At 68.1% G+C, this 25,208-nt stretch carries 24 protein-coding genes; 23 read left to right on the forward strand and 1 reads right to left on the reverse strand.

What is annotated here, in order from left to right; all coding sequences use genetic code 11:
* Positions 1-138: 138 nt before the first annotated feature.
* From pgsA to ACFVDI_RS25530, 15 genes are all read left to right on the forward strand, one after another.
* A complete protein-coding gene (gene pgsA / locus ACFVDI_RS25460; RefSeq protein ID WP_378911588.1) occupies positions 139-759 on the forward strand; it encodes a phosphatidylinositol phosphate synthase in 621 nt (206 codons plus the stop codon).
* Positions 756-1,529 (forward strand): inositol monophosphatase family protein, encoded by a 774-nt coding sequence (locus ACFVDI_RS25465; protein ID WP_378911589.1) that lies wholly within the window; start codon positions 756-758, stop codon positions 1,527-1,529. The genes pgsA and ACFVDI_RS25465 overlap by 4 nt, the downstream gene beginning before the upstream one ends.
* A 78-nt stretch (positions 1,530-1,607) precedes the next feature.
* On the forward strand, positions 1,608-2,504 hold the full coding sequence (pdxS, locus tag ACFVDI_RS25470; RefSeq protein ID WP_045551734.1) for a pyridoxal 5'-phosphate synthase lyase subunit PdxS: 897 nt from the start codon (positions 1,608-1,610) through the stop codon (positions 2,502-2,504).
* Positions 2,501-3,073, forward strand: coding sequence for a pyridoxal 5'-phosphate synthase glutaminase subunit PdxT (gene pdxT / locus ACFVDI_RS25475; protein ID WP_378911590.1), 573 nt, complete (start codon positions 2,501-2,503; stop codon positions 3,071-3,073). The genes pdxS and pdxT overlap by 4 nt, the downstream gene beginning before the upstream one ends.
* A 107-nt stretch (positions 3,074-3,180) precedes the next feature.
* The gene (locus tag ACFVDI_RS25480) at positions 3,181-3,948 is read left to right on the forward strand and encodes a YebC/PmpR family DNA-binding transcriptional regulator (RefSeq protein WP_378911592.1); all 768 of its coding nucleotides are present in this window, start codon (positions 3,181-3,183) and stop codon (positions 3,946-3,948) included.
* Positions 3,949-4,073: 125 nt separating this feature from the next.
* The gene (locus tag ACFVDI_RS25485) at positions 4,074-4,316 is read left to right on the forward strand and encodes a DUF6458 family protein (protein WP_378911593.1); all 243 of its coding nucleotides are present in this window, start codon (positions 4,074-4,076) and stop codon (positions 4,314-4,316) included.
* A gap of 146 nt (positions 4,317-4,462) precedes the next feature.
* Positions 4,463-5,002 carry a crossover junction endodeoxyribonuclease RuvC gene (gene ruvC, locus ACFVDI_RS25490; RefSeq protein WP_378911594.1) on the forward strand — a complete coding sequence of 180 codons (540 nt, stop codon included), beginning with the start codon at positions 4,463-4,465 and terminating at the stop codon, positions 5,000-5,002.
* Positions 4,999-5,601, forward strand: a complete 603-nt coding sequence (ruvA, locus tag ACFVDI_RS25495) for a Holliday junction branch migration protein RuvA (protein WP_378911595.1) — start codon at positions 4,999-5,001, stop codon at positions 5,599-5,601. Before ruvC ends, ruvA begins: the two co-directional genes overlap by 4 nt.
* A 6-nt stretch (positions 5,602-5,607) precedes the next feature.
* Positions 5,608-6,705 carry a Holliday junction branch migration DNA helicase RuvB gene (gene ruvB, locus ACFVDI_RS25500; protein WP_328530339.1) on the forward strand — a complete coding sequence of 366 codons (1,098 nt, stop codon included), beginning with the start codon at positions 5,608-5,610 and terminating at the stop codon, positions 6,703-6,705.
* Positions 6,706-6,792: 87 nt separating this feature from the next.
* Entirely contained in the window at positions 6,793-7,164 is a 372-nt protein-coding gene (gene yajC, locus ACFVDI_RS25505) for a preprotein translocase subunit YajC (protein WP_378911596.1), read from the forward strand.
* An 8-nt stretch (positions 7,165-7,172) separates the two neighbouring features.
* Positions 7,173-8,885: a protein translocase subunit SecD gene (gene secD, locus ACFVDI_RS25510; protein ID WP_378911597.1), complete on the forward strand. Its 1,713-nt coding sequence runs from the start codon at positions 7,173-7,175 to the stop codon at positions 8,883-8,885.
* On the forward strand, positions 8,885-10,123 hold the full coding sequence (gene secF, locus ACFVDI_RS25515) for a protein translocase subunit SecF (protein WP_378911598.1): 1,239 nt from the start codon (positions 8,885-8,887) through the stop codon (positions 10,121-10,123). Before secD ends, secF begins: the two co-directional genes overlap by 1 nt.
* Complete coding sequence (locus tag ACFVDI_RS25520) at positions 10,120-10,686, forward strand: adenine phosphoribosyltransferase (RefSeq protein WP_378911599.1); 567 nt, start codon at positions 10,120-10,122, stop codon at positions 10,684-10,686. Before secF ends, ACFVDI_RS25520 begins: the two co-directional genes overlap by 4 nt.
* A 62-nt stretch (positions 10,687-10,748) precedes the next feature.
* Positions 10,749-13,064 carry a RelA/SpoT family protein gene (locus ACFVDI_RS25525; RefSeq protein ID WP_378911600.1) on the forward strand — a complete coding sequence of 772 codons (2,316 nt, stop codon included), beginning with the start codon at positions 10,749-10,751 and terminating at the stop codon, positions 13,062-13,064.
* A gap of 106 nt (positions 13,065-13,170) precedes the next feature.
* Entirely contained in the window at positions 13,171-13,332 is a 162-nt protein-coding gene (locus ACFVDI_RS25530; protein ID WP_165111553.1) for a hypothetical protein, read from the forward strand.
* Positions 13,333-13,377: 45 nt separating this feature from the next.
* Here the strand turns inward: ACFVDI_RS25530 and ACFVDI_RS25535 are convergent, their stop codons facing one another.
* Positions 13,378-14,616 carry a DUF349 domain-containing protein gene (locus ACFVDI_RS25535; RefSeq protein ID WP_378911601.1) on the reverse strand — a complete coding sequence of 413 codons (1,239 nt, stop codon included), beginning with the start codon at positions 14,614-14,616 and terminating at the stop codon, positions 13,378-13,380.
* Between the two features lie 188 nt (positions 14,617-14,804).
* Here ACFVDI_RS25535 and ACFVDI_RS25540 point away from each other — a divergent pair, with 188 nt between their 5' ends.
* The 8 genes from ACFVDI_RS25540 (at position 14,805) to ACFVDI_RS25575 (ending at position 25,157) form a co-directional block, all read left to right on the forward strand.
* On the forward strand, positions 14,805-15,500 hold the full coding sequence (locus ACFVDI_RS25540) for an MBL fold metallo-hydrolase (protein WP_378911603.1): 696 nt from the start codon (positions 14,805-14,807) through the stop codon (positions 15,498-15,500).
* Entirely contained in the window at positions 15,497-16,846 is a 1,350-nt protein-coding gene (gene hisS, locus ACFVDI_RS25545; protein ID WP_378911604.1) for a histidine--tRNA ligase, read from the forward strand. The genes ACFVDI_RS25540 and hisS overlap by 4 nt, the downstream gene beginning before the upstream one ends.
* The gene (gene aspS / locus ACFVDI_RS25550) at positions 16,843-18,627 is read left to right on the forward strand and encodes an aspartate--tRNA ligase (RefSeq protein WP_378911605.1); all 1,785 of its coding nucleotides are present in this window, start codon (positions 16,843-16,845) and stop codon (positions 18,625-18,627) included. Before hisS ends, aspS begins: the two co-directional genes overlap by 4 nt.
* A gap of 246 nt (positions 18,628-18,873) precedes the next feature.
* Positions 18,874-19,887 (forward strand): ABC transporter permease, encoded by a 1,014-nt coding sequence (locus tag ACFVDI_RS25555; protein WP_378911606.1) that lies wholly within the window; start codon positions 18,874-18,876, stop codon positions 19,885-19,887.
* 96 nt (positions 19,888-19,983) lie between these two features.
* Positions 19,984-21,690, forward strand: coding sequence for an ABC transporter substrate-binding protein (locus tag ACFVDI_RS25560; RefSeq protein WP_378911607.1), 1,707 nt, complete (start codon positions 19,984-19,986; stop codon positions 21,688-21,690).
* A 162-nt stretch (positions 21,691-21,852) separates the two neighbouring features.
* The gene (locus ACFVDI_RS25565) at positions 21,853-22,869 is read left to right on the forward strand and encodes an ABC transporter permease (RefSeq protein ID WP_378911609.1); all 1,017 of its coding nucleotides are present in this window, start codon (positions 21,853-21,855) and stop codon (positions 22,867-22,869) included.
* 15 nt (positions 22,870-22,884) lie between these two features.
* Positions 22,885-23,970 (forward strand): ABC transporter ATP-binding protein, encoded by a 1,086-nt coding sequence (locus tag ACFVDI_RS25570; protein WP_378911610.1) that lies wholly within the window; start codon positions 22,885-22,887, stop codon positions 23,968-23,970.
* On the forward strand, positions 23,970-25,157 hold the full coding sequence (locus ACFVDI_RS25575; RefSeq protein WP_378911611.1) for an ABC transporter ATP-binding protein: 1,188 nt from the start codon (positions 23,970-23,972) through the stop codon (positions 25,155-25,157). Before ACFVDI_RS25570 ends, ACFVDI_RS25575 begins: the two co-directional genes overlap by 1 nt.
* Positions 25,158-25,208 lie beyond the last annotated feature (51 nt).

Raw genomic sequence — 25,208 nt, forward strand, 5'->3', positions numbered from 1 at the left:
CGGGGTCGCCACAACGACCGACTCGCCCCCCCCACAAGTAACGATTCGGCGCGCCATTAGTGAAGTCTCGGCCACCATTTCTACCGATTCGGCGTGCACAACGACCGTTTCGGCAGTTTCCGATAGCGTGGCCGCGCCATGTTGGATCACATCAAAGGCTTCGTCCAGGGAGTCGTCCTCGCGCCCATCGTCCGGCTGTTCATCGCACTGAAGATCAGCCCCGACGCCGTGACGCTCGTCGGCACCATCGGAGTGGCGATCGGGGCGCTGGCGTTCTATCCCCGCGGCGAGCTGCTGGCCGGCACGATCTTCATCACGTGCTTCGTCTTCAGCGACCTGATCGACGGGGCGATGGCGCGCGCCGTCGGACGCTCCTCGAAGTTCGGCGCCTTCTGGGACTCCACCCTCGACCGGATCGGCGACGGGGCGGTCTTCGGCGGCCTGGCGCTCTACTTCGCCGGACCGGGCGACTCCGACCTCTACCTCGCGCTGACCCTGTGGTGCGTGGTGATGGGTGCGGTCACCTCCTACGCCCGCGCCCGCGCGGAGTCGCTGGGCTTCACCGCCAACGTCGGCATCGCCGAGCGCGCCGACCGCCTCGTCCTGGTCCTGGTACTGACCGGCTTCGCCGGCATCTTCTCCCTCGACCTGCTCATCTACATCGCGCTGTGGCTCCTCGCCGTCGCCTCGACCATCACCGTCGGGCAGCGCGTGTGGACCGTCCGCAGGCAGGCCCTCGCCGAGGAGGCTGCCTCGTGACCAGGCCGACCGCGGAAGACGTACGTCTGGCGGCCGAGCTCGTCCGTGGCGCCGGCGCGCTGGCCGCCAAGATGCGCAGTGCGGGCATCGGCGACTCGATCGAGGCCAAGACCTCGGTCTCCGACCTGGTGACCGCCGCGGACAAAGCCGCGGAGAAGGCCATCGTCGACCGGCTCGCGTCCGAGCACCCCGGTGACGGCGTGCTCGGGGAGGAAGGCTCCGCCCGTGAGTCGACCACCGGCAGGGTGTGGACCATCGACCCCGTCGACGGCACCTACAACTTCGTCCGAGGCCTCGACTGGTGGTGCTCCGCACTGGCGCTGACCGACGGGGACGACCTCGTCCTGGGCGCCGTCTACTCGCCGGCCGAGGACGCTGTCTACGTCGGTGGACCGGAGCTACCCACCACCCGCAACGGGATCCGGCTCGACGCTGTGCTCGACACGCCGCTCGCCCTGGCCTGCCTGACGACCTACCTCCATCCGGCCAAGCTGCGGCACCCGGTCGGCGAGGCCTACGTCCGCGTCGCGAGCCAGGCCGCCTCCATCCGGATCCTCGGGTCGGGGTCGATGGACCTGACCGCCATCGCCCAGGGCAAGCTCCACCTCTTCTGCCAGCACTCCGTCCCCGACTGGGACCGTCTCCCCGGGGCCGCTCTCGTCCTCGGTGCCGGCGGCACCACCGCCCAGGTCGAGGCGGGTGGCGTCCTCTGGTCCCTGGCCGGTGCCCCGGCCGCGGTGGCCGAAGCGGTGCAGGCACTGGCCTCCTAGCAGTCCACTTTGGCAACAGTGGCCTGACGAGGCCTTTCCGAGGGTGGCGTACGTCCGATCCCGACTTACGATCGCACCATGGCAACAAGCACGAATGAGACGGGAACCTCGCGCGTCAAGCGCGGGATGGCGGAGATGCTCAAGGGCGGCGTGATCATGGACGTGGTCACCCCCGAGCAGGCGAAGATCGCCGAGGACGCCGGGGCGGTGGCGGTGATGGCGCTCGAGCGCGTCCCCGCCGACATCCGCGCCCAGGGCGGCGTGAGCCGCATGTCCGACCCCGACATGATCGACGGCATCATCGAGGCCGTCTCCATCCCGGTCATGGCCAAGGCCCGCATCGGCCACTTCGCCGAGGCGCAGGTGCTGCAGTCCCTGGGCGTCGACTACATCGACGAGTCCGAGGTGCTGACCCCGGCCGACTACGAGAACCACATCGACAAGTGGGCCTACACCGTGCCGTTCGTGTGCGGCGCGACCAACCTCGGCGAGGCCCTGCGCCGCATCACCGAGGGTGCGGCGATGATCCGCTCCAAGGGCGAGGCCGGCACCGGCGACGTGTCCAACGCGGTCACCCACATGCGCACGATCCGCCGCGAGATCCGCCGTCTCGGCGCGCTCGCCGACGACGAGCTCTACGTGGCGGCCAAGGAGCTCCAGGCCCCCTACGAGCTCGTCAAGGAGGTCGCCGCCAACGGCAAGCTCCCGGTCGTCCTCTTCACCGCCGGCGGCATCGCGACCCCGGCCGACGCCGCGATGATGATGCAGCTCGGCGCCGAGGGTGTCTTCGTCGGCTCCGGCATCTTCAAGTCCGGCAACCCCGCCCAGCGCGCCGAGGCGATCGTCAAGGCGACCACCTTCCACGACGACCCCGACGTGATCGCCAAGGTCTCCCGCGGTCTCGGCGAGGCGATGGTCGGCATCAACGTCGACGAGCCGGCCCGGTCGATCCAGTTCGCGGAGCGCGGCTGGTGACCACGGTCGGCGTCCTCGCCCTCCAGGGCGACGTCCGCGAGCACCTCGCCGCCCTGGACCGCCTGGGTGTGAAGAGCACGTCCGTACGCCGCCGGGAGGAGCTCGACGCGTGCGACGCTCTCGTCATCCCGGGCGGCGAGTCGACGGCGATGTGGCGCCTGGCTCGTACCTTCGAGCTGCTCGACCCGCTCCGTGAGCGGGTCCGCACAGGGATGCCGGCGCTCGGCACCTGTGCCGGGATGGTGCTCCTGGCCGACCGCCTCCTCGACGCAGCGGTTGGCCAGGAGACCATCGGCGGGCTCGACATGACGGTGCGGCGAAACGCCTTCGGGCGCCAGACCGAGTCGTTCGAGACCGACCTGGAGGTCACCGGGCTGGAGGGCACGGTCCACGGCGTCTTCATCCGCGCGCCGTGGGTCGAGGAGATCGGTGACGGCGTCGAGGTGCTGGCGAGCGTCGAGGGCCACCCCGTCGCCGTACGCCAGAACCAGCTGATGGCGACGAGCTTCCATCCCGAGGTCAACGCCGACGACCGGCTGCACCGGCTGTTCCTGGACACCTGCTGCTGACGGTGGCGGACCGCACGTAGTTAGAATGGGCACCTGCTGCCCTGTGACGACTCCGGTGGCGGCTCGACAAGCAGAGACGACGACGTGGGGCAAAGGACGGTTCAACGATGAGCGGCCACTCAAAGTGGGCAACGACCAAGCACAAGAAGGCGGCGATCGACGCCAAGCGCGGCAAGCTCTTCGCCAAGCTCATCAAGACGATCGAGATCGCGGCCAAGACCGGTGGTCCCGACCCGTCCGGAAACCCGACCCTCTACGACGCCATCCAGAAGGCCAAGAAGCAGTCGGTCCCCAACGACAACATCGACCGCGCGGTCAAGCGTGGCGGTGGGCTCGACGGCGGCGGGGTCAGCTACGACACGATCATGTACGAGGTCTACGGTCCGCAGGGCGTCGCACTCCTGATCGAGTGTCTGACCGACAACCGCAACCGGGCGGCCATGGAGGTCCGCACCGCGGTCACCCGCAACGGCGGCACCATGGCCGACCCGGGCTCGGTCTCGCGCCTCTTCGACCGCAAGGGCGTCGTCGTGGTGGCGAAGGCCCAGGAGGGCAAGGAGGTCTCCGAGGACGACCTGCTCGAGGCCACCCTCGACGCGGGTGCCGAGGACGTCAACGACCTCGGTGAGTCCTTCGAGATCGTCTCCGACCCCTCCGACGTGGTCGCGGTCCGCACCGCGCTCCAGGACGCGGGGATCGACTACGACTCCGCCGAGGTCCAGTTCGTCGCGAGCATGGACATCCCGGTCGCCGACGCCTCGTCGGCCGAGAAGGTCTTCAAGCTCATCGACGCCGTCGACGACCTCGACGACGTGCAGAACGTCTTCTCCAACGCCGACGTCCCCGACGAGGTCATGGAGACCGTCGACGCCTGATCGCTCCGCTGGTCGAGCTGGGGGCCGGGCCGTACGGCGAACCGGCTCATTCTCGGGCCTGATGCTGGGTACCCGGAAGGTCACGAACCGCCATGAGGGCCGGTTCGCACCGGAAGGAGTACACGATGGGATACGGCGTAGGAGCTATTCTGCTCGTCGTCGGACTTGTCCTGGCGTTGGCTGTTCACGTCTCGGTCAGCGGGGTCGATCTGACCATGATCGGCTGGATCCTGGCCGCTGTCGGAGCCTTGGTGCTGATCCTGACCGCGGTGACCCTGAACACCGGCGGTCGGTCACGCACGGTCGCGCGGCGGAGGCACGCCGACGGTACGGAGACCGTCGAGGAGCGACGCACCGACACCCTGTGAGCACGGCGCCTCGATCCCGGGGCCTCCGTGCACGTCGCATCCTCCTGAATGAGGGTGTCGCGAGCCCGGAGGCAGCAGCCGACCGGTAGTCTGCGAACAGACGTTCGACACCCGGCCGGCTCAGTCGTTGTGGAAGAGGTGCTCCAGTGCGCGTGCTTGGGATCGACCCCGGCCTGACCCGGTGCGGGATGGGCGTGGTCGACGGCTCGCTCGGCCGGCCGCTCTCGATGGTGGACGTCGGCGTGATCCGTACCTCCGCCGACCTTCCCGTCTGGGAGCGGCTGGTGAGCATCGAGAAGGGGATCGACGCCTGGATCGAGGAGCACCGTCCCGACGCGGTCGCCATCGAGCGGATCTTCGCGCGCTCGAACGTCTCCACGATCATGGGCACGGCCCAGGCCAGCGGTCTCGCCATGGTCTGTGCCGCCCGGCGCGGCCTCCCGGTCGCCCTGCACACCCCGTCCGAGGTCAAGGCCGCCGTCTCCGGCAACGGCCGCGCCGACAAGACCCAGGTGACCGCGATGGTGACCCGGATCCTGCGGCTCCCGACCCCGCCGAAGCCTGCCGACGCCGCCGACGCGCTCGCGCTGGCCATCACCCACCAGTGGCGCGGAGGCGCCCAGAACCGCATCGAAGCCGCGGTGGCCGCGGCAGGGAAGCGCTCAACAGAAGGGTCACGTAGATGATCGCGTCCGTGCGCGGCAAGGTCGCCGCCGTCAGTCTCTCCACCGCCGTCGTCGAGGTCGGCGGTATCGGCATCGAGCTGCTCTGCACCCCCAACACGCTGGCCACGCTCCGCACCGGCGAGGAGGCGCACCTGCCGACCAGTCTGGTCGTGCGCGAGGACTCGTTGACCCTCTTCGGGTTCACCGACACCGACGAGCGCACGCTCTTCGAGCTCCTCCAGACCGCCTCCGGGGTCGGCCCGAAGCTCGCCCAGGCGATGCTCGCGGTGCTCTCGCCCGACGGCATCCGGCTGGCCATCTCGACCGAGGACGCCAAGACGCTGACCAAGGTCCCCGGCATCGGTCAGAAGGGCGCCCAGCGGGTGATCCTGGAGCTCAAGGACCGGATCGGCGCGCCCGCGGGCACCGCCTCGGCGCCCGCAGCCGCCCAGCCGGACGCCGCACCGTGGCGCGACCAGGTCGCCGAGGCCCTCGTCGGCCTGGGCTACAACGCCCGGGACGCCGACAAGGCGGTCACCGCCATCGAGCCGGAGGCCGGCGACCAGGCCAACATCTCGCTGTTGCTGCGGGCCGCGCTGCGCACTCTTTCGAAGGCATAAGGACGCATGCACGAGGACGACCTGACCGCGGCCGAGGAGGACTCCCGCTTTGATGGGTACAGCTCCTCGCTCACCATCGCCGAGGCCGACGGGGACGACCGGGCGGTCGAGGCCGCGCTGCGCCCCAAGAGCCTCGACGAGCTGATCGGCCAGCAACGCGTCCGGGAACAGCTCAGCCTGGTCCTGGAGGCGGCGAGGCAGCGTGAGCGAGCCCCTGACCACGTACTCCTGTCCGGGCCGCCGGGCCTCGGAAAGACCACCCTCGCGATGATCATCGCCGCCGAGATGTCGGCGCCGCTGCGGATCACCTCGGGCCCCGCGATCACCCACGCCGGCGACCTCGCCGCCATCCTGAGCGGGCTCAACGAGGGCGAGGTGCTCTTCGTCGACGAGATCCACCGGATGAGCCGCCCCGCCGAGGAGATGCTCTACCTGGCGATGGAGGACTTCCGCGTCGACGTCGTCATCGGGAAGGGCCCGGGCGCGACCGCGATCCCGATCGATCTGCCGCCGTTCACGCTCGTCGGCGCGACCACGCGAGCCGGCCTCCTCCCGGGGCCGCTGCGGGACAGGTTCGGCTTCACCGGCCATCTGGAGCTCTACGACCCACAAGACCTCGAGCTGATCGTGCGCCGCTCCGCGGGCCTGCTCGACGTCACTCTCCGCGACGACGGCGCCGCCGAGATCGCGGGCCGCTCCCGCGGCACCCCACGCATCGCCAACCGCCTGCTGCGCCGCGTACGCGACTATGCCCAGGTCAAGGCCGACGGCACGGTCACCCAGCAGGTCGCCCAGAAGGCGCTCGACCTCTACGAGGTCGACCCGCTCGGCCTGGACCGCCTCGACCTGGCCGTCCTCGACGCCCTGTGCCGCCGCTTCGGCGGCGGTCCGGTGGGCATCTCCACCCTCGCCGTCGCGGTGGGGGAGGAGCGCGAGACGGTCGAGGAGGTCGCCGAGCCCTTCCTCGTACGTAGCGGCTTCCTGGCCCGTACGCCGCGGGGCCGCGTCGCGACCCCGGCAGCATGGGAGCACCTCGGGCTGCCGGTGCCGGCCAGCGCCGAGGCGGCGGCTTGGTCCAGGGACACGCTCTGGGATGAGGCCTGATTCACAGTCCCAACCAGGTGCCTGGTTAGACTTGCACGTCGCCGTGCGCTTGCCGGCCACCACTCAGACTGTCGGAGCCGAACCCCCGTGGAATTCCTTCCTTTTATCGTCATCATCGTCCTGTTCTACTTCCTGTTGATCAGGCCGCAGCAGAAGCGTGCGAAGGAGGCTCGAGAGCTCCAGCTCAACCTCCAGCCGGGTGACCGGGTGATGCTGACCGCTGGGCTCTTCGGCACCGTGACCGAGGTCGAGGAGACGACGACCAACATCAAGGTCGAGATCGCCGATGGCGTCGTCATCCAGGTCGTGCGCCAGGCCGTGGCCCAGAAGGTCGCGCCCGCCGGCGACTCCGACGAATCCGACGACGAGGCCGGCGAGGAGACCGAGGTCGAGGCTGCGGCCGACGAGACCTCCGCCGATGCCGAGAACGTCATCGTGGACCTCGACAAGAAGGACTGACCGAACTCATGGCACGCAAGACCGCGCGCCCAGGGCGGACACTCGCACTGCTCTTCCTGGCGATCGCGATCATGTTCGGCGGCATCGCGTTCGCCGGCACCTGGAAGCCCGAGCTGGGCCTCGACCTCCGCGGCGGCACCGAGATCTCGATGACCGCAGAGAACTCCGAGGGCGGTTCGGTCCCGAAGGAGAGCCTCGACGAGGCCAAGGCGATCATCGACCAGCGCGTCAACGGCTCCGGCATCACCGGCGGCCGGGTGACCACCGAGGGCAACGACGTCATCAAGGTCTCCATCCCCGGCACCGGCAAGGTGCAGCAGGAGACCGCCGAGCGCGTCCGCCAGACCGCGAAGCTCCGCTTCCGACTGGTCGCCTGCAGCCCGCAGACGCAGTGTGGCTCCGGCGCCGACGCCGGCGGCTCTATGATCGAGGACCCCTCGACCGGCACCGTCCCCGGCACCTCGCCGCGGGCGCCGTTCGGTGGCGAGACCGCCAGCGCCACCGAGACCGCGAGCGCGTCCGACAAGGCCTCTGACAAGGCCTCGGAGAAGACCGAGCCGAGCGCCAGCCCGTCGGCCTCCGCGAGCGCCGAACCCGAGAAGCAGAACGACAACGCGGTCGTGAAGGTCGACGACGCGGTCAAGTTCATGCGCAACGTCCCGCAGGAGTGGGCGACCGCCTACAACTCCTTCAGCTGCCCGGCCCCGGGCGCCGAGCCCGCCGAGGACATCCCCGGCAAGCCGCTGCTGACCTGCGACAACGACGGCGTTCCCTACCTGCTGACCCCGGCGGTCATCGAGGGCACCGAGATCGACGAGGCCTCCTACGGCATCCCGCAGCAGCAGGCCAACTACGTCGTCACGCTCGACTTCAAGTCCAAGGGCAACAAGGTCTTCGCCGACACCACCGGCGCGATCGCCGGCACCGGCGAGCAGTTCGCGATCGTCCTGGACGCCAAGGTCATCTCCGCTCCGACCGCCGACTCGCGGATCAGCGGCGGTGCCCAGATCAGCGGCGACTTCACCCAGGAGAGCGCCGCCGCGCTGGCCAACAACCTGAAGTACGGCTCGCTGCCGCTCGACTTCCCCGACGACGGCATCCAGACCCGGGTCATCGGCCCGACGCTGGCCGGCAACCAGCTCACCGCCGGCCTGTGGGCCGGTCTCGTCGGTCTGATCCTCGTGGTGATCTACTCGATCCTCTACTACCGAGGCATGAGCATCGTGGTGATCGGATCGCTGGCCGTGGCGGGTGCTGCGACGTACGGCATGATCCTGCTGCTCAGCGAGACCGCGGGCGTCACGCTCGACCTGCCCGGTGTGGCCGGTCTGATCGTCGGTATCGGCATCACCGCCGACTCGTTCATCATCCTCTACGAGAGGATGCGTGACGACATGCGTGAGGGGCGCTCCATGCGGGTGGCCGTCGACACCGCGTGGCCGCGGGCACGAAACACCTGTCTTGCCTCCGACGGCGTCTCGTTCCTGGCCGCGTTCGTGCTCTACGTCTTCGCGACCAACGAGGTCAAGGGCTTCGCGTTCATGCTCGGCCTGACCACGGTCATCGACGTGCTGGTGTTCTTCTGGTTCACCCACCCGATGACCAAGCTCATGGCCGGCTGGGGCTTCTACAACAAGGGCCACGTCCTCTCGGGCATGGACAAGCGTGCGATCGGCATGATGCCCGGCTCGGGCACCACTCTGGCTGGAGGCAAGGCCTGATGAGCAAGTTCTCTTTCTCGCGGCTCGGCAAGGAGCTCTACACCGGCGAGAAGTCGTTCGACTTCGTCGGCAAGCGCAAGATCTGGTACGCCGCGTCGATCGTGCTGCTCGCAGTCATCGTGGGCGGGATGTTCCTCAGGCCGCTCAACCTCGGTATCGACTTCACCGGCGGCACGCGTTACACCGTCTCGGTCGACGGCGCCGACCAGAAGCTGGCCGACGAGCTGCGCGGAGTCATCGGTGAGACCGAGGTCGAGGAGGCCGACAGCGCCACGGTGCGTACTGCCGGCTCCGACTCCATCGTCATCGAGACCGAGGCGATCCCGGACGGGTCCGAGGACGACCAGGCGATGATCAAGGCGATCACCGCGACCGCCGACGTGCCCGAGGACGACGTCTCCCGCACCGGCATCGGACCGAGCTGGGGCGAGCGGGTCGCCACCAAGGCCGGCCTCGCGCTGGGCATCTTCCTGCTGGGCGTGATCGCGTTCATCTGGATCTACTTCAAGGAATGGAAGATGTCGGTCGCGGCCGTCGTGGCCCTGGCGCACGACGTGCTCCTGACCGTGGGCGTCTACGCGATCGTCGGCTTCGAGGTGACGCCCGCGACGGTGACCGGCTTCCTGACGATCCTCGGCTACTCGCTCTACGACACCGTGGTGGTCTTCGACAAGGTCAAGGAGAACACCCGCAACCTGGCCCTGAAGAAGCAGACCTACGCCCAGGCCGCCAACCTGGCGGTCAACCAGACCTTGGTGCGCTCGATCAACACCTCGATCGTCGGTCTGCTGCCGGTCGTCGCGATCCTCTACGTCAGCGCCGTCCAGCTCGGCACGTCCTCGCTCAAGGACATCTCGCTGGTGCTGTTCGTCGGTATGGCCGTCGGCACCTACTCCTCGATCTTCATCGCCACCCCGATGCTGGTGCACCTGAAGTCGGGTGAGAAGGACATCGTCGACGCCGAGAAGCGGGCCGCCGCGCGGATGAAGGAAGCCGACAAGTACGCCGCGGTGCCGGTCTTCGACGAGCGCATGGCCGTCGCCGAGGGCGAGCCGGAGGAGCTCCGCGAGTCGTCCTCCGAGGATCTGCACGAGGCCGGCGTGAGCCGGGGCACCAGCCCCAACAGCTCCGCGCTCGGGCGAGGGCGCAACGTCCCCTCCGCGCACCGCGAGGTGAGCGACAGCGGTGCCGCCGGGCGCCCGCAGCCCAAGCGCGAGTCGAGGTCGAAGCGGAAGTGAGTCTCTCCGAGACGGCCGCCGGCGGCCGGTCGCTCGAGGAGACCCTCGAGCGGCTGGTCGCCGACGTCCCCGACTTCCCGGAGCCGGGCGTCGGGTTCAAGGACATCACCCCGCTGCTCGCCGACCACGCGGGCTTCACCCAGGTGGTCGAGGCGCTCGCCTCCCCGGCGCGCGACTCCGACGGCACCGTCACGGTCACCAAGGTGCTCGGCATGGAGTCGCGAGGCTTCATCCTCGGTGCTCCCGCGGCGCTCCACCTCGGCGTCGGCTTCGTGCCCGTGCGCAAGGCCGGCAAGCTCCCGCGCGAGACCCACGCGGTCTCCTATTCGCTGGAGTACGGCGAGGCCACCCTCGAGATCCACACCGACGCGGTGGCGCCGGGGGAGAGGGTGCTGGTCATCGACGACGTCCTGGCCACCGGCGGCACCGCCGCGGCCACCATCGAGCTCGTCGAGCGTTGCGGCGGCGTCGTCGCCGGGGTTTCGGTGCTGTTGGAGCTCGGCTTTCTCGATCCGCGCAGCAAGTTGCCGGGCACGCAGGTGCACTCGCTGTTGGTCAGTTGACAGGTCCAGTATGCAGGTGCCGTCCTAGCCAATGCTCCGGGTGCGGCCGGTAGACTCTGGTTATGGCAGAGGATCGCATCGTCGCGCAGCCTCGTGCGCACAACATCGAGGCGCGGGAGAGCAGTGGCCCGGCTCCGTCGGGCCGCAGCGTCCGTGCGCGTCTGGCCCGGATCGGCGGACGTGGCGCGCCGGGCAATCCTGTCCTCGAGCCGCTCTTCCGGGCGGTCAGGTCCAACCACCCGAAGGCCGACCTGGCCCTTCTGGAGCGGGCCTACGTCACCGCCGAGCGGCTGCACGGCACCCAGATGCGCAAGAGCGGTGACCCCTACATCACCCACCCGCTCGCGGTGACCACGATTCTCGCCGAGCTCGGCATGACCGAGCCGACCCTGGTCGCGGCCCTGCTGCACGACACCGTCGAGGACACGCCCTACACGCTCAAGGAGCTCACCCGCGACTTCGGCGAGGAGGTCGCCCACCTCGTCGACGGCGTGACCAAGCTCGACAAGGTCACCTACGGCGACTCGGCGCAGGCCGAGACGATCCGCAAGATGGTCGTGGCGATGTCGCGTGACATCCGGGTGCTGGTGATCAAGCTGGCCGACCGCCTGCACAACATGCGTACGCTGCGCTACGTCCCGCAGAAGTCCCAGGAGCGGTCGGCTCGCGAGACGCTCGACATCTACGCGCCGCTGGCCCACCGGCTCGGCATGAACACCATCAAGTTCGAGCTCGAGGACCTCGCCTTCGCGACCCTCTACCCGAAGATGTACGACGAGCTCGTCCGGCTGGTCGCCGACCGCAACCCGTCGCGGGAGAAGTTCCTGGCCCAGGTCATCGACCAGGTCGAGCGCGACCTGCACGACGCCCGGATCAAGGCAACGGTCACCGGGCGCCCGAAGCACTACTACTCGATCTACCAGAAGATGATCGTCGGTGGTAAGGACTTCTCCGACATCAACGACCTGGTCGGCATCCGGATCCTGGTCGAGGACGAGCGCGACTGCTACTCCGTCCTCGGCATCCTGCACTCGCGGTGGAACCCCGTCCTCGGGCGGTTCAAGGACTACATCGCGATGCCGAAGTTCAACATGTACCAGTCGCTGCACACCACTGTGATCGGTCCGCAGGGCAGGCCGGTGGAGCTGCAGATCCGCACCTTCGCGATGCACCGCCGCGCCGAGTTCGGCGTCGCCGCGCACTGGAAGTACAAGGAGGACGGCCGCAACGGTGTCGACACCGACCGGCCGATGGACAACGACATGAGCTGGGTCAAGCAGCTCATGGACTGGCAGTCGGAGGTCAACGACCCCGGCGAGTTCCTGGAGTCGCTGCGCTTCGAGATGAAGCGCACCGAGGTCTACGTCTTCACGCCCAAGGGCGACGTGATCGCCCTGCCCGCCGACGCGACCCCGGTCGACTTCGCCTACGCCGTCCACACCGAGGTCGGCAACAAGACCATCGGTGCCCGGGTCAACGGCCGGCTGGTGCCGCTGGAGTCGACCCTGGAGAGCGGCGACGTCGTCGAGGTCTTCACCTCCAAGTCGCCCAACGCGGGTCCGTCGAAGGACTGGACCTCCTTCGTCAAGTCCAACCGGGCCAAGGCGAAGATCCGGCAGTGGTACACCCGCGAGCGTCGCGACGAGGCCATCGAGAAGGGCCAGGACGCGATCGCCCGCCTCATGCGCAAGGAGGGCCTGCCCCTCAAGCGGCTGATGTCGCGCGAGTCGCTCATGCTCGCCGCCGACCACTTCGACCTCGCCGACGTCGAGGCGCTCTACGCCGCGGTCGGTGAGAGCCACCTCTCCGCTCAGGCGGTCGTGCGCCGTGTCATCGAGGACCACGGCGGCGACGACGGCGCCGCAGAGGACCTCGCCGAGGCCATCAACGTCGGGCGCCGCCGCCACGGCAAGGTCTCCGCCACCAACTCCGACGCCGGGGTGATCGTCAAGGGATCACCCGACGTGTGGGTCAAGCTGGCCAAGTGCTGCACTCCGGTGCCCGGCGACGACATCCTCGGCTTCGTCACCAAGGGCGGGGGAGTCTCGGTCCATCGCACCGACTGCACCAACGCCGCCGAGCTCCGATCCCACCCCGAGCGCCTGCTCGAGGTCGAGTGGGGCTCCACCTCCAACTCGGTGTTCCTGGTCAACATCCAGGTCGAGGCGCTCGACCGGGCCCGGCTCCTCTCGGACATCACGATGGCGCTCTCCGACGCCCACGTGAACATCCTCAGCGCCCAGCTCACCACCACCCGCGACCGCGTCGCGAAGTCCCGGTTCTCCTTCGAGATGGCCGACTCCAAACACCTGGACACCGTCTTGAAGCAGGTACGCACCGTCCCCGGCGTCTTCGACGCCTACCGCGTCACCCAGTAGCCGAGGCGGGGGGGGGGAAGCCCTCCATGGGGACAACAGCGCCGCTTCGTTCGTTATAAGGTAAAGCGAACGCGTCGACTCGGGCGCCTGACAGAGGGAGCACGGCATGTTCACCTGGATCCTCATCATCGGCGGCGTACTTCTCTTCCTGGGCCTCGCCTGGACCACCATCGGCATGGCCCCCAAGGGCGTCGACGCCGAGGACGTACGCAACATCAAGCGCGACAACGCAGCCAGGGGCGACTACTACGGCGGCGCCGGTATGTGACCCAACGCCGAGTCGGCCCGTCATGACGAGCCGACTCGACGAGGGTCAGGAGAAGTCGGCGCTGGCGCGCTTGGCCATCTCCAGGAACTGACGACGGGACTCGAGGTTCTCCTCGAGGCTCTTGATCTTACGGGCGTCACCCGAGGCCTGGGCCTTGTCGAGGTCCTTCTCGACCTGGGCGATGGCGTCCTCGAGCTTGGCGATCATGTCGTCGGCACGCGCGGACTTCTCGGGGTCGGACTTGCGCCACTGGTCGTCCTCGGCGGACTTGATGGCCTGCTCGACCTTGCGCATCGCGCCCTCGAGCTCCTTGATGCGGTCGCGCGGGACCTTGCCGGCCTCGTCCCAGCGGTCGGCGATGTCACGGAAGGAACGCTTGACGCCGTCGAGGTCGTCGCCCTTCTCCAGCTGCGGGAGGAGCGCCTGCGCCTCGGCGAGGAGCCCTTCCTTGACCACGGCGTTCTGGGCGAACTCGGCGTCGAGCGCCGCATTGGCGGCGTCACGAGCACCGAAGAAGACGTCCTGCGCGGCACGGAACTGCTTCCAGAGCTTGTCGTCGACGTCCTTGGGCGCGGGACCGGCGGCCTTCCAGTCGCGCATCAGGTCGCGGTAGCGGCCGGCGGTGGGGCCCCAGTCGGTGGAGGCGGAGAGCTGCTCGGCCTCGGCGATGATCCGCTCCTTGATCACCTTGGCGTCCTCGCGTCGGGCGTTGAGCTCGGCGAAGTGTGCCTTGCGACGGCGCGTGTAGGCCGTACGCGCGGTCGAGAAGCGCCGCCACAGCGCGTCGTCGGACCCGCGGTCGATGCGGGGGAGCGCCTTCCACTGGTCGAGCAGCTCACGCAGCCGGTTGGCACCGTTGCGCCAGTCGTTGCTCTGGGCCAGCTTCTCGGCCTCGGTGACGAGGGCCTCCTTGGCGACCTTCGCCTCGGCCGCCTTCGCGGCCCGCTCGGCCTTGCGCGCCTCGCGCTGGGTGGCGATGACCGGCGCCAGCGCCTCCAGCCGCGCCACCAGCGAGGCCAGGTCGCCGACCGCGTTGGCATCGGTCACCTTCTCGACGACGGTCTTGACCGCCGCGGTCGCCTCGTCGGGCGACGTCTTGCCCGCATGCACCCGCCGCTCGAGCTGCTCGACCTCGAAGGCGAGCTGGTCGAACCGGTTGGTGAAGAAGGCAAGCGCCTCCTCTGGCGTGCCTTCCGGGTATTGCCCCACGGAACGCTCGCCGTCTGCGGTCTTCACGTAGACCGTTCCGTCTTCCTCGACCCGACCCCACTGCTCGCTGGTCACAATGTCCCTACTCTTCGCATGAGGCGCTAACCTCTTATGAAATCTCCCCCGCCGGACACCGTGCTCGTCACAGTCCCGGTCGGCTCAACTTGCAGGTCCCCGTGGTGTCCCGACACACCTCGGGATGCCCATCGTAGTCAGACGCCACGATGCGGCGCTGCACTGTACCGCTGGATAGGGTGTTTCTCGTGTTGATCGCAGGCTTTCCCGCCGGTCCATGGGGCACCAACTGCTACGTCGCTGCCACCGGTCCGGGCACCGAGTGCGTCGTGATCGACCCCGGCAAGGACGCCGCGAAGGGCATCGAGGAGATCGTCCGCGAGCAGCGCCTCAAGCCGGTCGCCGTGCTCCTCACCCACGGCCACGTCGACCACATGTGGTCCGTGACCCCGGTGAGCAGGACGTACGACGCCACCGCATGGATCCACCCCAACGACCGTCACCTCCTCGCCGACCCGCTCCAGGGCATCTCCGCGGAGTCGGCGCAGATGCTGCTCGGCATGCCGGAGGGGACCTACGACTTCGTGGAGCCCGACGACGTCCGCGAGCTGAGCGACGGGCAGGCCATCGACCTGGCCGGGATGAGTTTCCTGATCGACCATACGCCCGGGCATACCGAGGGGTCGGTCACCTTCCGGACTCCTTACCCCGACCACGCCGAGGTCAGTGACGTGATGTTCTCCGGCGACCTGCTCTTCGCGGGCAGTATCGGGCGTACGGACCTTCCCGGCGGTGACCACGCCACGATGCTGCAGTCCCTGACCACCAAGGTGCTGCCTCTCGCCGACGACATCGTGGTGCTCCCCGGCCATGGCGAACAGACCTCGATCGGGCGCGAGCGCGCCACCAACCCGTTTCTTCAGGACCTGATCACCACACCATGAACAAGCCAACACCGCTCTCCGGGTTCCCGGAGTTCCTGCCGAGCCAGCGCACCGTCGAGCGCGAGGTCATCGAGACCTTGAGCCGCACCTTCGAGCTGCACGGCTTCGGCAACATCGAGACCCGCGCCGTCGAGCCGATGGACCAGCTGCTGCGCAAGGGCGACACCTCCAAGGAGGTCTACGTCCTGCGCCGGCTGCAGGAGGACGACAGCAGTCGGGACAAAGGGATGGGGCTCCACTTCGACCTCACCGTCCCCTTCGCCCGCTACGTGCTGGAGAACGCCGGCAAGCTGGAGTTCCCCTTCCGCCGCTACCAGATCCAGAAGGTCTGGCGGGGCGAGCGCCCGCAGGAGGGCCGCTTCCGTGAGTTCGCGCAAGCCGACATCGACATCGTCGGGCGGGACACGCTGCCGTTCCACCACGACGTCGAGGTCGCCCGGGTCATGCTCGAGGCGCTCGGCAAGCTGACCTTCCTCCCCGGGTTCACCCTCCAGGTCAACAACCGCAAGCTGATCCAGGGCTTCTACGCCGGTCTCGGCGCCCCCGACGTCGAGGAGACCATGCGGCTCATCGACAAGCTCGACAAGATGCCGGCCGACGAGGTCGGCAAGCTGCTGGTCTCCGAGGCGGGGCTGACCGACGAGCAGGCCGCCAAGTGCCTCGAGCTCGCCACGATCACGGCCACCGACGACTCCTTCGTGGAGAAGGTCCGTGGCCTCGGTGTCGAGAGCGAGCTGCTCGACGAGGGCCTGTCCGAGCTGGCCACGTTGATCAACGCCACCGCGCCGCTCAACACCGAGTCCGTACGCGTCGTGGCCGATCTCTCCATCGCCCGCGGCCTCGACTACTACACCGGCACTGTCTTCGAGACCCGCTTGGACGGCTACGAGTCCCTGGGCAGCATCTGCTCGGGTGGTCGCTACGACGCGCTCGCCAGCGACGGCAAGACGACCTACCCGGGCGTCGGGATCTCGCTCGGCGTCAGCCGGGTCCTGGTGCCGCTCGTGCAGAAGGGCGTGCTCGACGGGGACCGCAAGGTCCCGAGCACCGTGCTGGTCGCGGTCGCCGACGAGGAGAGCCGGGCGAGCGCCGATGAGGCGGCCCAGGCCCTGCGCGCCCACAATGTTGCCTGCGAGGTCTCGCCCAACGCCGCCAAGTTCGGCAAGCAGATCCGCTTCGCGGAGCGCCGCGGCATCCCGTACGTCCTCTTCGCCACCGAAGGCGGCTACGAGATCAAGGACATCCGCACCGGCGACCAGGTCCCGGCCGACCCGGCGACCTGGACGCCCCAGAACGAGAGCGACCTGAAGCCCCAGGTCGTCGCGAACACCGAGGAGAAGAAGTGATCCGCACCCACGACGCCGGCACCCTGCGTGCCGAGCACGTCGGCCAGACCGTGACCCTCGCCGGCTGGGTAGGCCGCCGACGCGATCACGGCGGGGTCGCGTTCCTCGATCTGCGTGAGACCAGCGGCGTGGTCCAGGTCGTCGTCCGCGACGAGGAGATCGCCCACCACCTTCGCAACGAATACTGCATCAAGGTCACCGGCGAGGTGGTCGCGCGCACCGAGGAGAACCGCAACCCCAACCTCGCCACCGGCGAGATCGAGGTCGTCGCCAAGGACCTCGAGGTCCTCAGTGCTTCGGCAGCTCTCCCGTTCCCGATCGACGACCATGTCGAGGTCGGCGAGGACGTACGCTTCAAGCACCGTTACCTCGACCTGCGCCGCACCGCGCCCGGCAACGCCATCCGCCTGCGCTCGAAGGCCAACAAGGCCGCCCGCGACGTGCTCGCCGGTCACGACTTCGTCGAGATCGAGACCCCGACGCTGACCCGCAGCACTCCCGAGGGTGCCCGTGACTTCCTGGTCCCGGCGCGTCTGCAGCCGGGCTCGTGGTACGCCCTGCCGCAGTCCCCGCAGCTGTTCAAGCAGCTGCTCATGGTCGGCGGCATGGAGCGCTACTACCAGCTCGCCCGCGCCTACCGGGACGAGGACTTCCGCGCCGACCGTCAGCCGGAGTTCACCCAGCTCGACATCGAGATGAGCTTCGTCGAGCAGGACGACGTGATCGCGCTCGGCGAGGAGATCGTCGCCGCGCTGTGGAAGCTGATCGGCTACGACGTACCCCTCCCGCTGCCGCGGATGACCTACGCCGACGCGATGGCGAAGTACGGCTCGGACAAGCCCGACCTGCGCTTCGGCATCGAGATCACCGAGTGCACCGACTACTTCTCCGAGACCACGTTCCGCGTCTTCCAGGCGCCCTACGTCGGTGCCGTGGTGATGCCGGGCGGCGCCAGCCAGCCGCGGCGCCAGCTCGACGGCTGGCAGGACTGGGCCAAGCAGCGTGGCGCCAAGGGCCTGGCGTACGTCCTGGTCCAGGAGGACGGTTCGCTGACCGGCCCGGTCGCCAAGAACCTCTCCGAGACCGAGGCCGCCGGACTGGCGGCCCACGTCGGTGCGAACCCCGGTGACTGCATCTTCTTCGCCGCGGGTACGCCCAAGTCGAGCCGTTCCCTGCTCGGTGCCGCCCGCCTCGAGATCGGCAACCGCCTCGACCTCCGCAAGGACGGCGAGTGGAGCTTCCTGTGGGTCGTCGACGCGCCGTTGCTCGAGCCCGCCTCCGAGGCCGTCGAGTCCGGTGACGTCGCCGTCGGCGCGGGGGAGTGGACCGCGGTCCACCACGCCTTCACCAGCCCGCAGGACGTCGAGGCCTTCGACAAGGACCCCGGCAACGCGGTCGCCTGGGCGTACGACATCGTCTGCAACGGCAACGAGATCGGCGGCGGCTCGATCCGTATCCACCGCGAGGACGTCCAGAAGCGGGTCTTCGACCTGATGGGGATCGGCGAGGAGGAGGCCGAGGAGAAGTTCGGCTTCCTGCTCGAGGCGTTCAAGTTCGGCGCCCCGCCCCACGGCGGCATCGCCTTCGGCTGGGACCGCGTCGTCGCCCTGCTGGCCGGCACCGACTCGATCCGCGACGTCATCGCCTTCCCGAAGACGGGTGCCGGCTACGACCCGCTCACCGCCGCCCCGGCGCCGATCACTCCCGAGCAGCGCAAGGAGGCCGGCGTCGACGCGAAGCCGGCGGCTCCGGCCGCCGCCGAGGCCGAATCGGCGAACTGAGGTCACCTCAGGCAAATCCAACAGAGTCTCCGGGACCGATCCGTCGGTCCCGGAGACTCTTGCCGTTCGGTGCCGAATTGCGAGAAGGCCTCCCGATCCGACGTATCACTGGATGAAATCGGATCGTTACCGGTCAGGGGTCCATCCGGGCAAAGGGATCACATAGAGTTCCCTCCGTCGACCTCGTGGGTCGGACGCTGCCATGCGACGGCGGCACCCACAAAATGACGACTAGACAGAGGAACCATGAGCGAATCGGCCACCGTGTTCGAAGGTGAAGAACTCTCGGGTGGATCGACACCTCCCGCCGCGCCGGGAGAGGCGAAGGCGATCGCCGGCAAGTCGCCGATGAAGCTGGCGATGATGCGGCTCCGCAAGGACAAGCTGACGATGGTGTCGCTGACCGTCGTCGTCCTCGTGGTCGTTGCCGCGATCCTGGCCCCGCTTCTCGTCAAGATGGGCGTGCTGGACCCGTTCAGCTACAACCAGGATCTGCTCGATGCAAACACGATCCCCGAGGGCGGCTGGAGTGGCGCGAGCGCCTCCCACCCGCTGGGCGTGGAGCCCGGCACCGGCCGCGACGCGATGTCGCGGTTCTGGTACGGGATCACCTTCTCGCTGATGATCGCGCTGACCGCCGCGATCCTCTCGGTGGTCATCGGCGCGGTGATCGGGATCATCGCCGGCTTCAGCGGTGGCTGGATGGACGCGATCCTGAGCCGATTCACCGACCTCACCCTCTCCTTCCCCTCGACGCTGATGCTGCTGGCGCTCTCGGCTCTCGGTCTCGAGCTCGTGCAGCAGGTGACGGGACTGGACAACGGACCACTGGCCCAGGGGATCTACTGCACCGTGGTGCTCGCGATCTTCGGCTGGACCAGCACCGCCCGGGTGGTCCGGGGCCAGGTGCTCTCGATCAAGCAACGAGAGTTCGTCGAGGCCGCGATCGTGCTGGGTGCCTCCAAGCCGCGGATCTACTTCAAGGAGATCCTGCCGAACCTGTGGGCGCCGCTGCTGGTCCTGGTCACCCTGATGATGCCCGCCTACATCTCGGCGGAGGCCGCGCTGAGCTACCTCCAGGTCAGCGTCAAGCCCCCGACTCCCACGCTCGGTAACGTCCTCGCGGACTCCCTGAAGTACGCGCAGGTCGACCCGTTCTACTTCTTCATGCCCGCGATCCTGATCGCGACCATCGTGATCTCGTTCAACCTTCTCGGGGACGGGTTGCGAGACGCCCTTGACCCCAAGGGTGACAGGTGAGCCTCGGGGCTCCGAACACACACAGGTGACCCGCCCGGGGCACCGTCACGGCGTCAGCTGTCAGAGGCTGACGGCGACCACACCAAGGAGAAACGAATGCTCAAGAAGCGAGCTAAGTACGTAGCGGTCAGCGCCGCTGGCGTGCTCGGCCTTTCGCTGGGCCTGGCCGCCTGTGGCGGCGGGGACGGCGGTGGCTCGAGCTCCGGGAAGACGCTGACCATCGTCGCCGAGGACCCGATCGACCACCTGGACCCGCAGCGCATCTACGTCGGTGAGACCATCTCGCACACCACGCGTCTGGTCTACCGGAAGCTGCTCTCGAACCCGTCGTCGACCGACCCCAAGGTTTCGAGCAAGCCGATCCCTGACCTGGCGACCGACGAGGGCACCTCGGCCGACGGCGCCAAGACCTGGTCGTTCACCATCAAGGACGGCGTGAAGTGGGAGGACGGCTCCGACATCACGTGTGAGGACTTCGCCTACGGCGCCTCGCGTAACTTCGCCGCCGACGAGCTCACCGGTGGTCCGGGCTTCTACCTGACCTCGAAGCTCGCCCTCAAGGGCGAGTACCCCGGTCCCTACGCTGCGACCCCGGAGCAGCAGGCCGACTTCGACCAGGCGGTGACTTGCGACGGCAAGACCATCACCTACAAGTTCAAGACGCCGTGGCCCGACTTCCCGCTGGCGATCTCGTCGCTGCACATGATGGACCCCTACAAGAAGTCCTTCGACAAGGGTGCCAAGAACGACGACAAGATCTTCTCCAACGGCCCCTACAAGGTCGAGTCGTGGAACGCCCAGAAGGGCGGCACCCTGGTGCGCAACGACGAGTACGACCCCGAGACCGACGACAAGTCGCTCCGTGAGGCGAAGCCGGACAAGATCGTCTTCAAGTTCGGTGAGAAGGCGTCGACGATCTACGAGAAGCTCTTCTCCGACAGCCCCGACTCGCAGGCGACCATCGTCAGCGGCTCGCGCGTCCCGCCGGAGTTCTTCCCGCGTCTCACCGAGGCTGGTGTCAAGGACCGCTACGTCCAGGTCCAGTCGCCCTACGTCGACTACCTGGTGCCGAACCAGAACCAGATGAAGGACCCGAACGTTCGCAAGGCGCTGGCCGTTGCGACCGACGTCGAGTCCTGGATCGCCGCCGGCGGTGGCGAGAAGGCCTACACCCCGGCCGACTCGGTCGTGAACCCGGCCGTCCCGGGCTACGTGCCCAACCCGGCTTACAAGGACCGTAACCTCAAGGGCGACCCGGCCGCGGCGAAGAAGATCCTGACCGACGCCGGTGTCAAGACGCCGTACCCGATCACCTTCACCTACCCCCAGAGCGACACCCTCGACAAGCAGGCTGCTGCGCTGGTCGAGGGCTGGGAGGCCGCCGGCTTCAAGGTCACCCTGGACCCGCTGGGCGACGTCTACTACTCCAACATCCAGAAGCCGTCCAACAAGGCCGACGTGATGTGGGGCGGTTGGGGTGCCGACTGGGGCTCCGCGATGACCGTCACCGCCGCGCTGTTCGACAGCCGTCAGATCGAGAAGACCACCAACGGTCAGAACTACGGTAACTACAGCAACCCTGCGGTCGACAAGCTGTTCGACCAGGCCGCCAACTCCGCCACCATCGAGGAGCAGAACAAGTTCCTCCAGGAGGCAGACGCGGTCATGGGTGAGGACGTCGCCTACATCCCGCTGGAGATCGCGACCTTCAACTGGGTTCGCGGCTCCAAGGTGAAGGACTTCGTCACCACCGACGCCTCCTCGTCCTACCCGGACCTGGCGAGCATCGACGTCGAGGACTGATCCTTCAGCTCCGCAACACCGTTGGGACGGCGTGATCCGTCCTGACCTTGGAGGCGGGGCTCGCCAGAGCCCCGCCTCCAACCATGTACCTGGACACGATTCCCCCCGGACGACACCCCAAGACGGTGGTCCGGCCGATCACAATGAAGGTGAGACCCACCGATGGTCGCCTACATCATCCGGCGCGTGATCGTCGGTTTGCTCATGCTGGTGGCGATGAGCTTCATCGTCTTCGCACTGTTCATGAAGAACCCGGTCGACCCGGCGCAGTTCTCGTGTGGCAAGAACTGCCCTCCCGAGCGCATCGAGGAGACCCGTCAGGCCCTCGGCTATGACCAGCCGCTGGTCGTGCAGTGGGGCAGCTTCCTCAAGGGCGTGGCCGTCGGCCGCGAGTACCCCGCCGACGAGAAGATGCGCGAGGCCAACCCCGAGCTGGTCACCGAGTGTGCCGCCCCGTGCCTGGGCTATTCCCAGCAGCTGCAGATGACCGTCAACGACGAGATCGCGGAGGCCGCGCCGATCTCGATCTCCATCGCGTTGGTCGCGGTCGTCATCTGGGTCGTCTTCGGTGTGCTGTTCGGAGTGCTCGCCGCCGTCGTCAAGGGCTCGCTCCTCGACCGCGGCGTCGTCGGAGGAACGCTGGCGCTCTACGCGTTCCCCACGTTCTTCGTCGGCGCACTGCTGATCAACTTCGTCGCCATCAAGTGGGGGATCTTCCCAGCACCAGGTTATGTACCCATCGCCGAAGGCGGCGTCGGGCAGTGGCTGCTCCAGCTGCTGCTCCCCGGGTTCACGCTCGCGGTGGTCTACATGGCCGGCTACGTACGCATGACTCGAGCCTTCGTCCTCGAGTCGATGAGCGAGGACTACATCCGCACCGCGAGGTCCAAGGGTGTCAAGGGTCCGAAGGTGCTCTTCAAGCACGCCCTGCGCGCCGCTCTGACCCCGCTGGTGACCATGTTCGGCCTCGACTTCGCCGCCGTCCTGGGTGGCGCGATCATCACCGAGGATGTCTTCAACTACTACGGCCTCGGGAAGCTCGCGGTGACCGCGAACGAGACCTTCGACCTGCCCACGATCGTGGGGCTGGTGCTTCTCCTCGGCGCCCTGGTGATCATCGCGAACATCATCGTCGACATCCTCTACGCCTTCATCGACCCGCGCGTGCGCGTCGCCTGACCCGGGAGCTGATCCATGACTGACCTCTCCAAGACGCCCGGGACAACGCCGGCCAAGGACGGCGCGTTCCTCTCGGTGCGGGACCTGAAGGTCCACTTCTCCACCTCCGACGGCATCGTCAAGGCGACCGACGGCCTCTCCTTCGACCTCGAGCGCGGCAAGACGCTCGGCATCGTCGGCGAGTCCGGCTCCGGCAAGTCGGTCTCCAGCTCGGCGATCATGGGGCTGCACCGCGGCACCAACGCCAAGCTCAGCGGCGAGATCCTGCTCGAAGGGGTCGACCTGCTCAAGGTGAGCAACGAGGAGATGCGCAGGCGCCGCGGCCGCGACGTGGCGATGATCTTCCAGGACCCGCTCTCCGCGATGCACCCCTACTACACGGTGGGCAACCAGATCATGGAGGCCTACCAGGTCCACAACGACGTGAGCAAGAAGGAGGCGCGCAAGCGCGCCATCGAGATGCTCGACCGTGTCGGCATCCCGCAGCCCGACCGTCGCGTGGACGACTACCCGCACCAGTTCTCCGGCGGTATGCGCCAGCGCGCGATGATCGCGATGGGGCTGATCAACAACCCCAGCCTGCTCATCGCAGACGAGCCGACCACGGCTCTCGACGTGACCGTCCAGGCGCAGATCCTCGACCTGCTCCAAGACCTGCAGCGCGACTTCGACGCGGCGATCATCATCATCACCCACGACCTCGGCGTCGTGGCGGAGATGGCTGACGACGTACTCGTGATGTATGCCGGCCGTGCGGTCGAGTACGGCCCGGGCAAGGAGATCCTGACCAACCCGGAGATGCCCTACACCTGGGGTCTGCTCTCCAGCGTGCCGGATCTGACCGCGTCGACCGAGGCGAAGCTCATCCCGATCCGGGGCAACCCGCCGTCGCTGCTGAACCCGCCGCCGGGATGCGCTTTCGAGCCGCGCTGCGACCACGTCGCGAAGGTCGGCGGTGACCTGTGCCGGACGACCCTGCCCGAGCTCACCCCCGCCAACAGCGGTGGCAACCACGTCAAGCGTTGCCACATCAAGAACGCCGATGAGGTCTACGAGGCAGAGATCCTGCCCGAGATCGCCCCTGACCTGGTGGAGGACTGATGAGCGACACCACGACTGCCACCGCGGCCTCGGTCGCGCCGGCGAGCACGCAGACCGTGCTCTCGGTCGAGAACCTGAAGATGCACTTCCCGGTCAAGGGCAGCGGCGTGATCCGGCGTACGGTCGGCCACGTCAAGGCCGTGGACGGGGTCTCCTTCGAGGTCGCCAAGGGCACCGCCCTCGGCCTCGTCGGTGAGTCGGGTTGTGGCAAGTCCACCACCGGTCGGATGGTCACGCGGCTCTACAAGCCCACCGAAGGCAAGATCGACTTCGAGGGCACCGACATCGCCAACTACACGGGTCGCCAGCTGCACCCGATGCGGCGCGAGATCCAGATGATCTTCCAAGACCCGTCGACGTCGCTGAACCCGCGGCACACGGTCGGATCGATCATCGGCGCGCCGCTGCGGATCCACAAGATGGTGCCGAAGGACAAGGTGCTCAGCCGGGTCCAGGAGCTGCTCGAGATCGTCGGCCTCAACCCCGAGCACTACAACCGCTACCCGCACGAGTTCTCCGGCGGCCAGCGCCAGCGCATCGGCATCGCCCGGGCGCTGACTCTGCAGCCGAAGCTGCTCGTCGCCGACGAGCCGGTCTCCGCGCTCGACGTGTCGATCCAGGCCCAGGTGATCAACCTTCTGCAGGACCTGCAGAAGGAGTTCGACATCTCCTTCCTGTTCATCGCTCACGACCTTGCCATCGTTCGTCACTTCTGTCCCGAGGTCGCGGTGATGTACCTGGGCAAGATCGTGGAGATCGGCGACCGAGAGTCGATCTACGAGCGGGCCCACCACCCCTACACGCAGGCGCTGCTCTCGGCGGTGCCCGACGTGAAGCAGGCCGCGATCGGCGGCCGCCGCGAGCGGATCCGGCTGGAGGGTGATGTACCTTCGCCGATCAACCCGCCCTCGGGCTGCCACTTCCGCACCCGCTGCGCCATCGCCAAGGACATCTGCGCCGTGGTCGAGCCGCCGCTGCTGCAGATCGGCAAGAAGCACAAGGTGGCCTGCCACTTCCCGGGCGAGATCCACCAGCACCCGGAGAAGCCGGTCACGGCGCCGCTCCTGGGCGTGGACGAGTTCGGTGCCCCTGACCCGGGCGCCAGCCCGGCCGACGTCCCGGGCGAGGGCCCAGGCTACGCCGAAACGTGGTACGACCTGGCGAACAACTCGCGAGGTCGCGCCTGAGGATCTTCCGCGTCTCAGCAGTATTACGAAAGACCGTCCGCAGCCATTGGC

It is taken from the genome of Nocardioides sp. NPDC057767 (assembly GCF_042798275.1).
Taxonomy (GTDB): domain Bacteria; phylum Actinomycetota; class Actinomycetes; order Propionibacteriales; family Nocardioidaceae; genus Nocardioides.

Coding starts and splice junctions, on each gene's coding strand:
- ACFVDI_RS25480 (WP_378911592.1), top strand. CDS start 3,181: ATGAGCGGCCACTCAAAGTGGGCAACGACCAAGCACAAGAAGGCGGCG.
- ACFVDI_RS25555 (WP_378911606.1), top strand. CDS start 18,874: ATGAGCGAATCGGCCACCGTGTTCGAAGGTGAAGAACTCTCGGGTGGA.
- ACFVDI_RS25485 (WP_378911593.1), top strand. CDS start 4,074: ATGGGATACGGCGTAGGAGCTATTCTGCTCGTCGTCGGACTTGTCCTG.
- ruvB (WP_328530339.1), top strand. CDS start 5,608: ATGCACGAGGACGACCTGACCGCGGCCGAGGAGGACTCCCGCTTTGAT.
- secF (WP_378911598.1), top strand. CDS start 8,885: ATGAGCAAGTTCTCTTTCTCGCGGCTCGGCAAGGAGCTCTACACCGGC.
- ACFVDI_RS25575 (WP_378911611.1), top strand. CDS start 23,970: ATGAGCGACACCACGACTGCCACCGCGGCCTCGGTCGCGCCGGCGAGC.
- ACFVDI_RS25530 (WP_165111553.1), top strand. CDS start 13,171: ATGTTCACCTGGATCCTCATCATCGGCGGCGTACTTCTCTTCCTGGGC.
- ACFVDI_RS25565 (WP_378911609.1), top strand. CDS start 21,853: ATGGTCGCCTACATCATCCGGCGCGTGATCGTCGGTTTGCTCATGCTG.
- ACFVDI_RS25560 (WP_378911607.1), top strand. CDS start 19,984: ATGCTCAAGAAGCGAGCTAAGTACGTAGCGGTCAGCGCCGCTGGCGTG.
- ACFVDI_RS25570 (WP_378911610.1), top strand. CDS start 22,885: ATGACTGACCTCTCCAAGACGCCCGGGACAACGCCGGCCAAGGACGGC.
- ACFVDI_RS25525 (WP_378911600.1), top strand. CDS start 10,749: ATGGCAGAGGATCGCATCGTCGCGCAGCCTCGTGCGCACAACATCGAG.
- secD (WP_378911597.1), top strand. CDS start 7,173: ATGGCACGCAAGACCGCGCGCCCAGGGCGGACACTCGCACTGCTCTTC.
- pgsA (WP_378911588.1), top strand. CDS start 139: ATGTTGGATCACATCAAAGGCTTCGTCCAGGGAGTCGTCCTCGCGCCC.
- pdxS (WP_045551734.1), top strand. CDS start 1,608: ATGGCAACAAGCACGAATGAGACGGGAACCTCGCGCGTCAAGCGCGGG.
- ruvA (WP_378911595.1), top strand. CDS start 4,999: ATGATCGCGTCCGTGCGCGGCAAGGTCGCCGCCGTCAGTCTCTCCACC.
- hisS (WP_378911604.1), top strand. CDS start 15,497: ATGAACAAGCCAACACCGCTCTCCGGGTTCCCGGAGTTCCTGCCGAGC.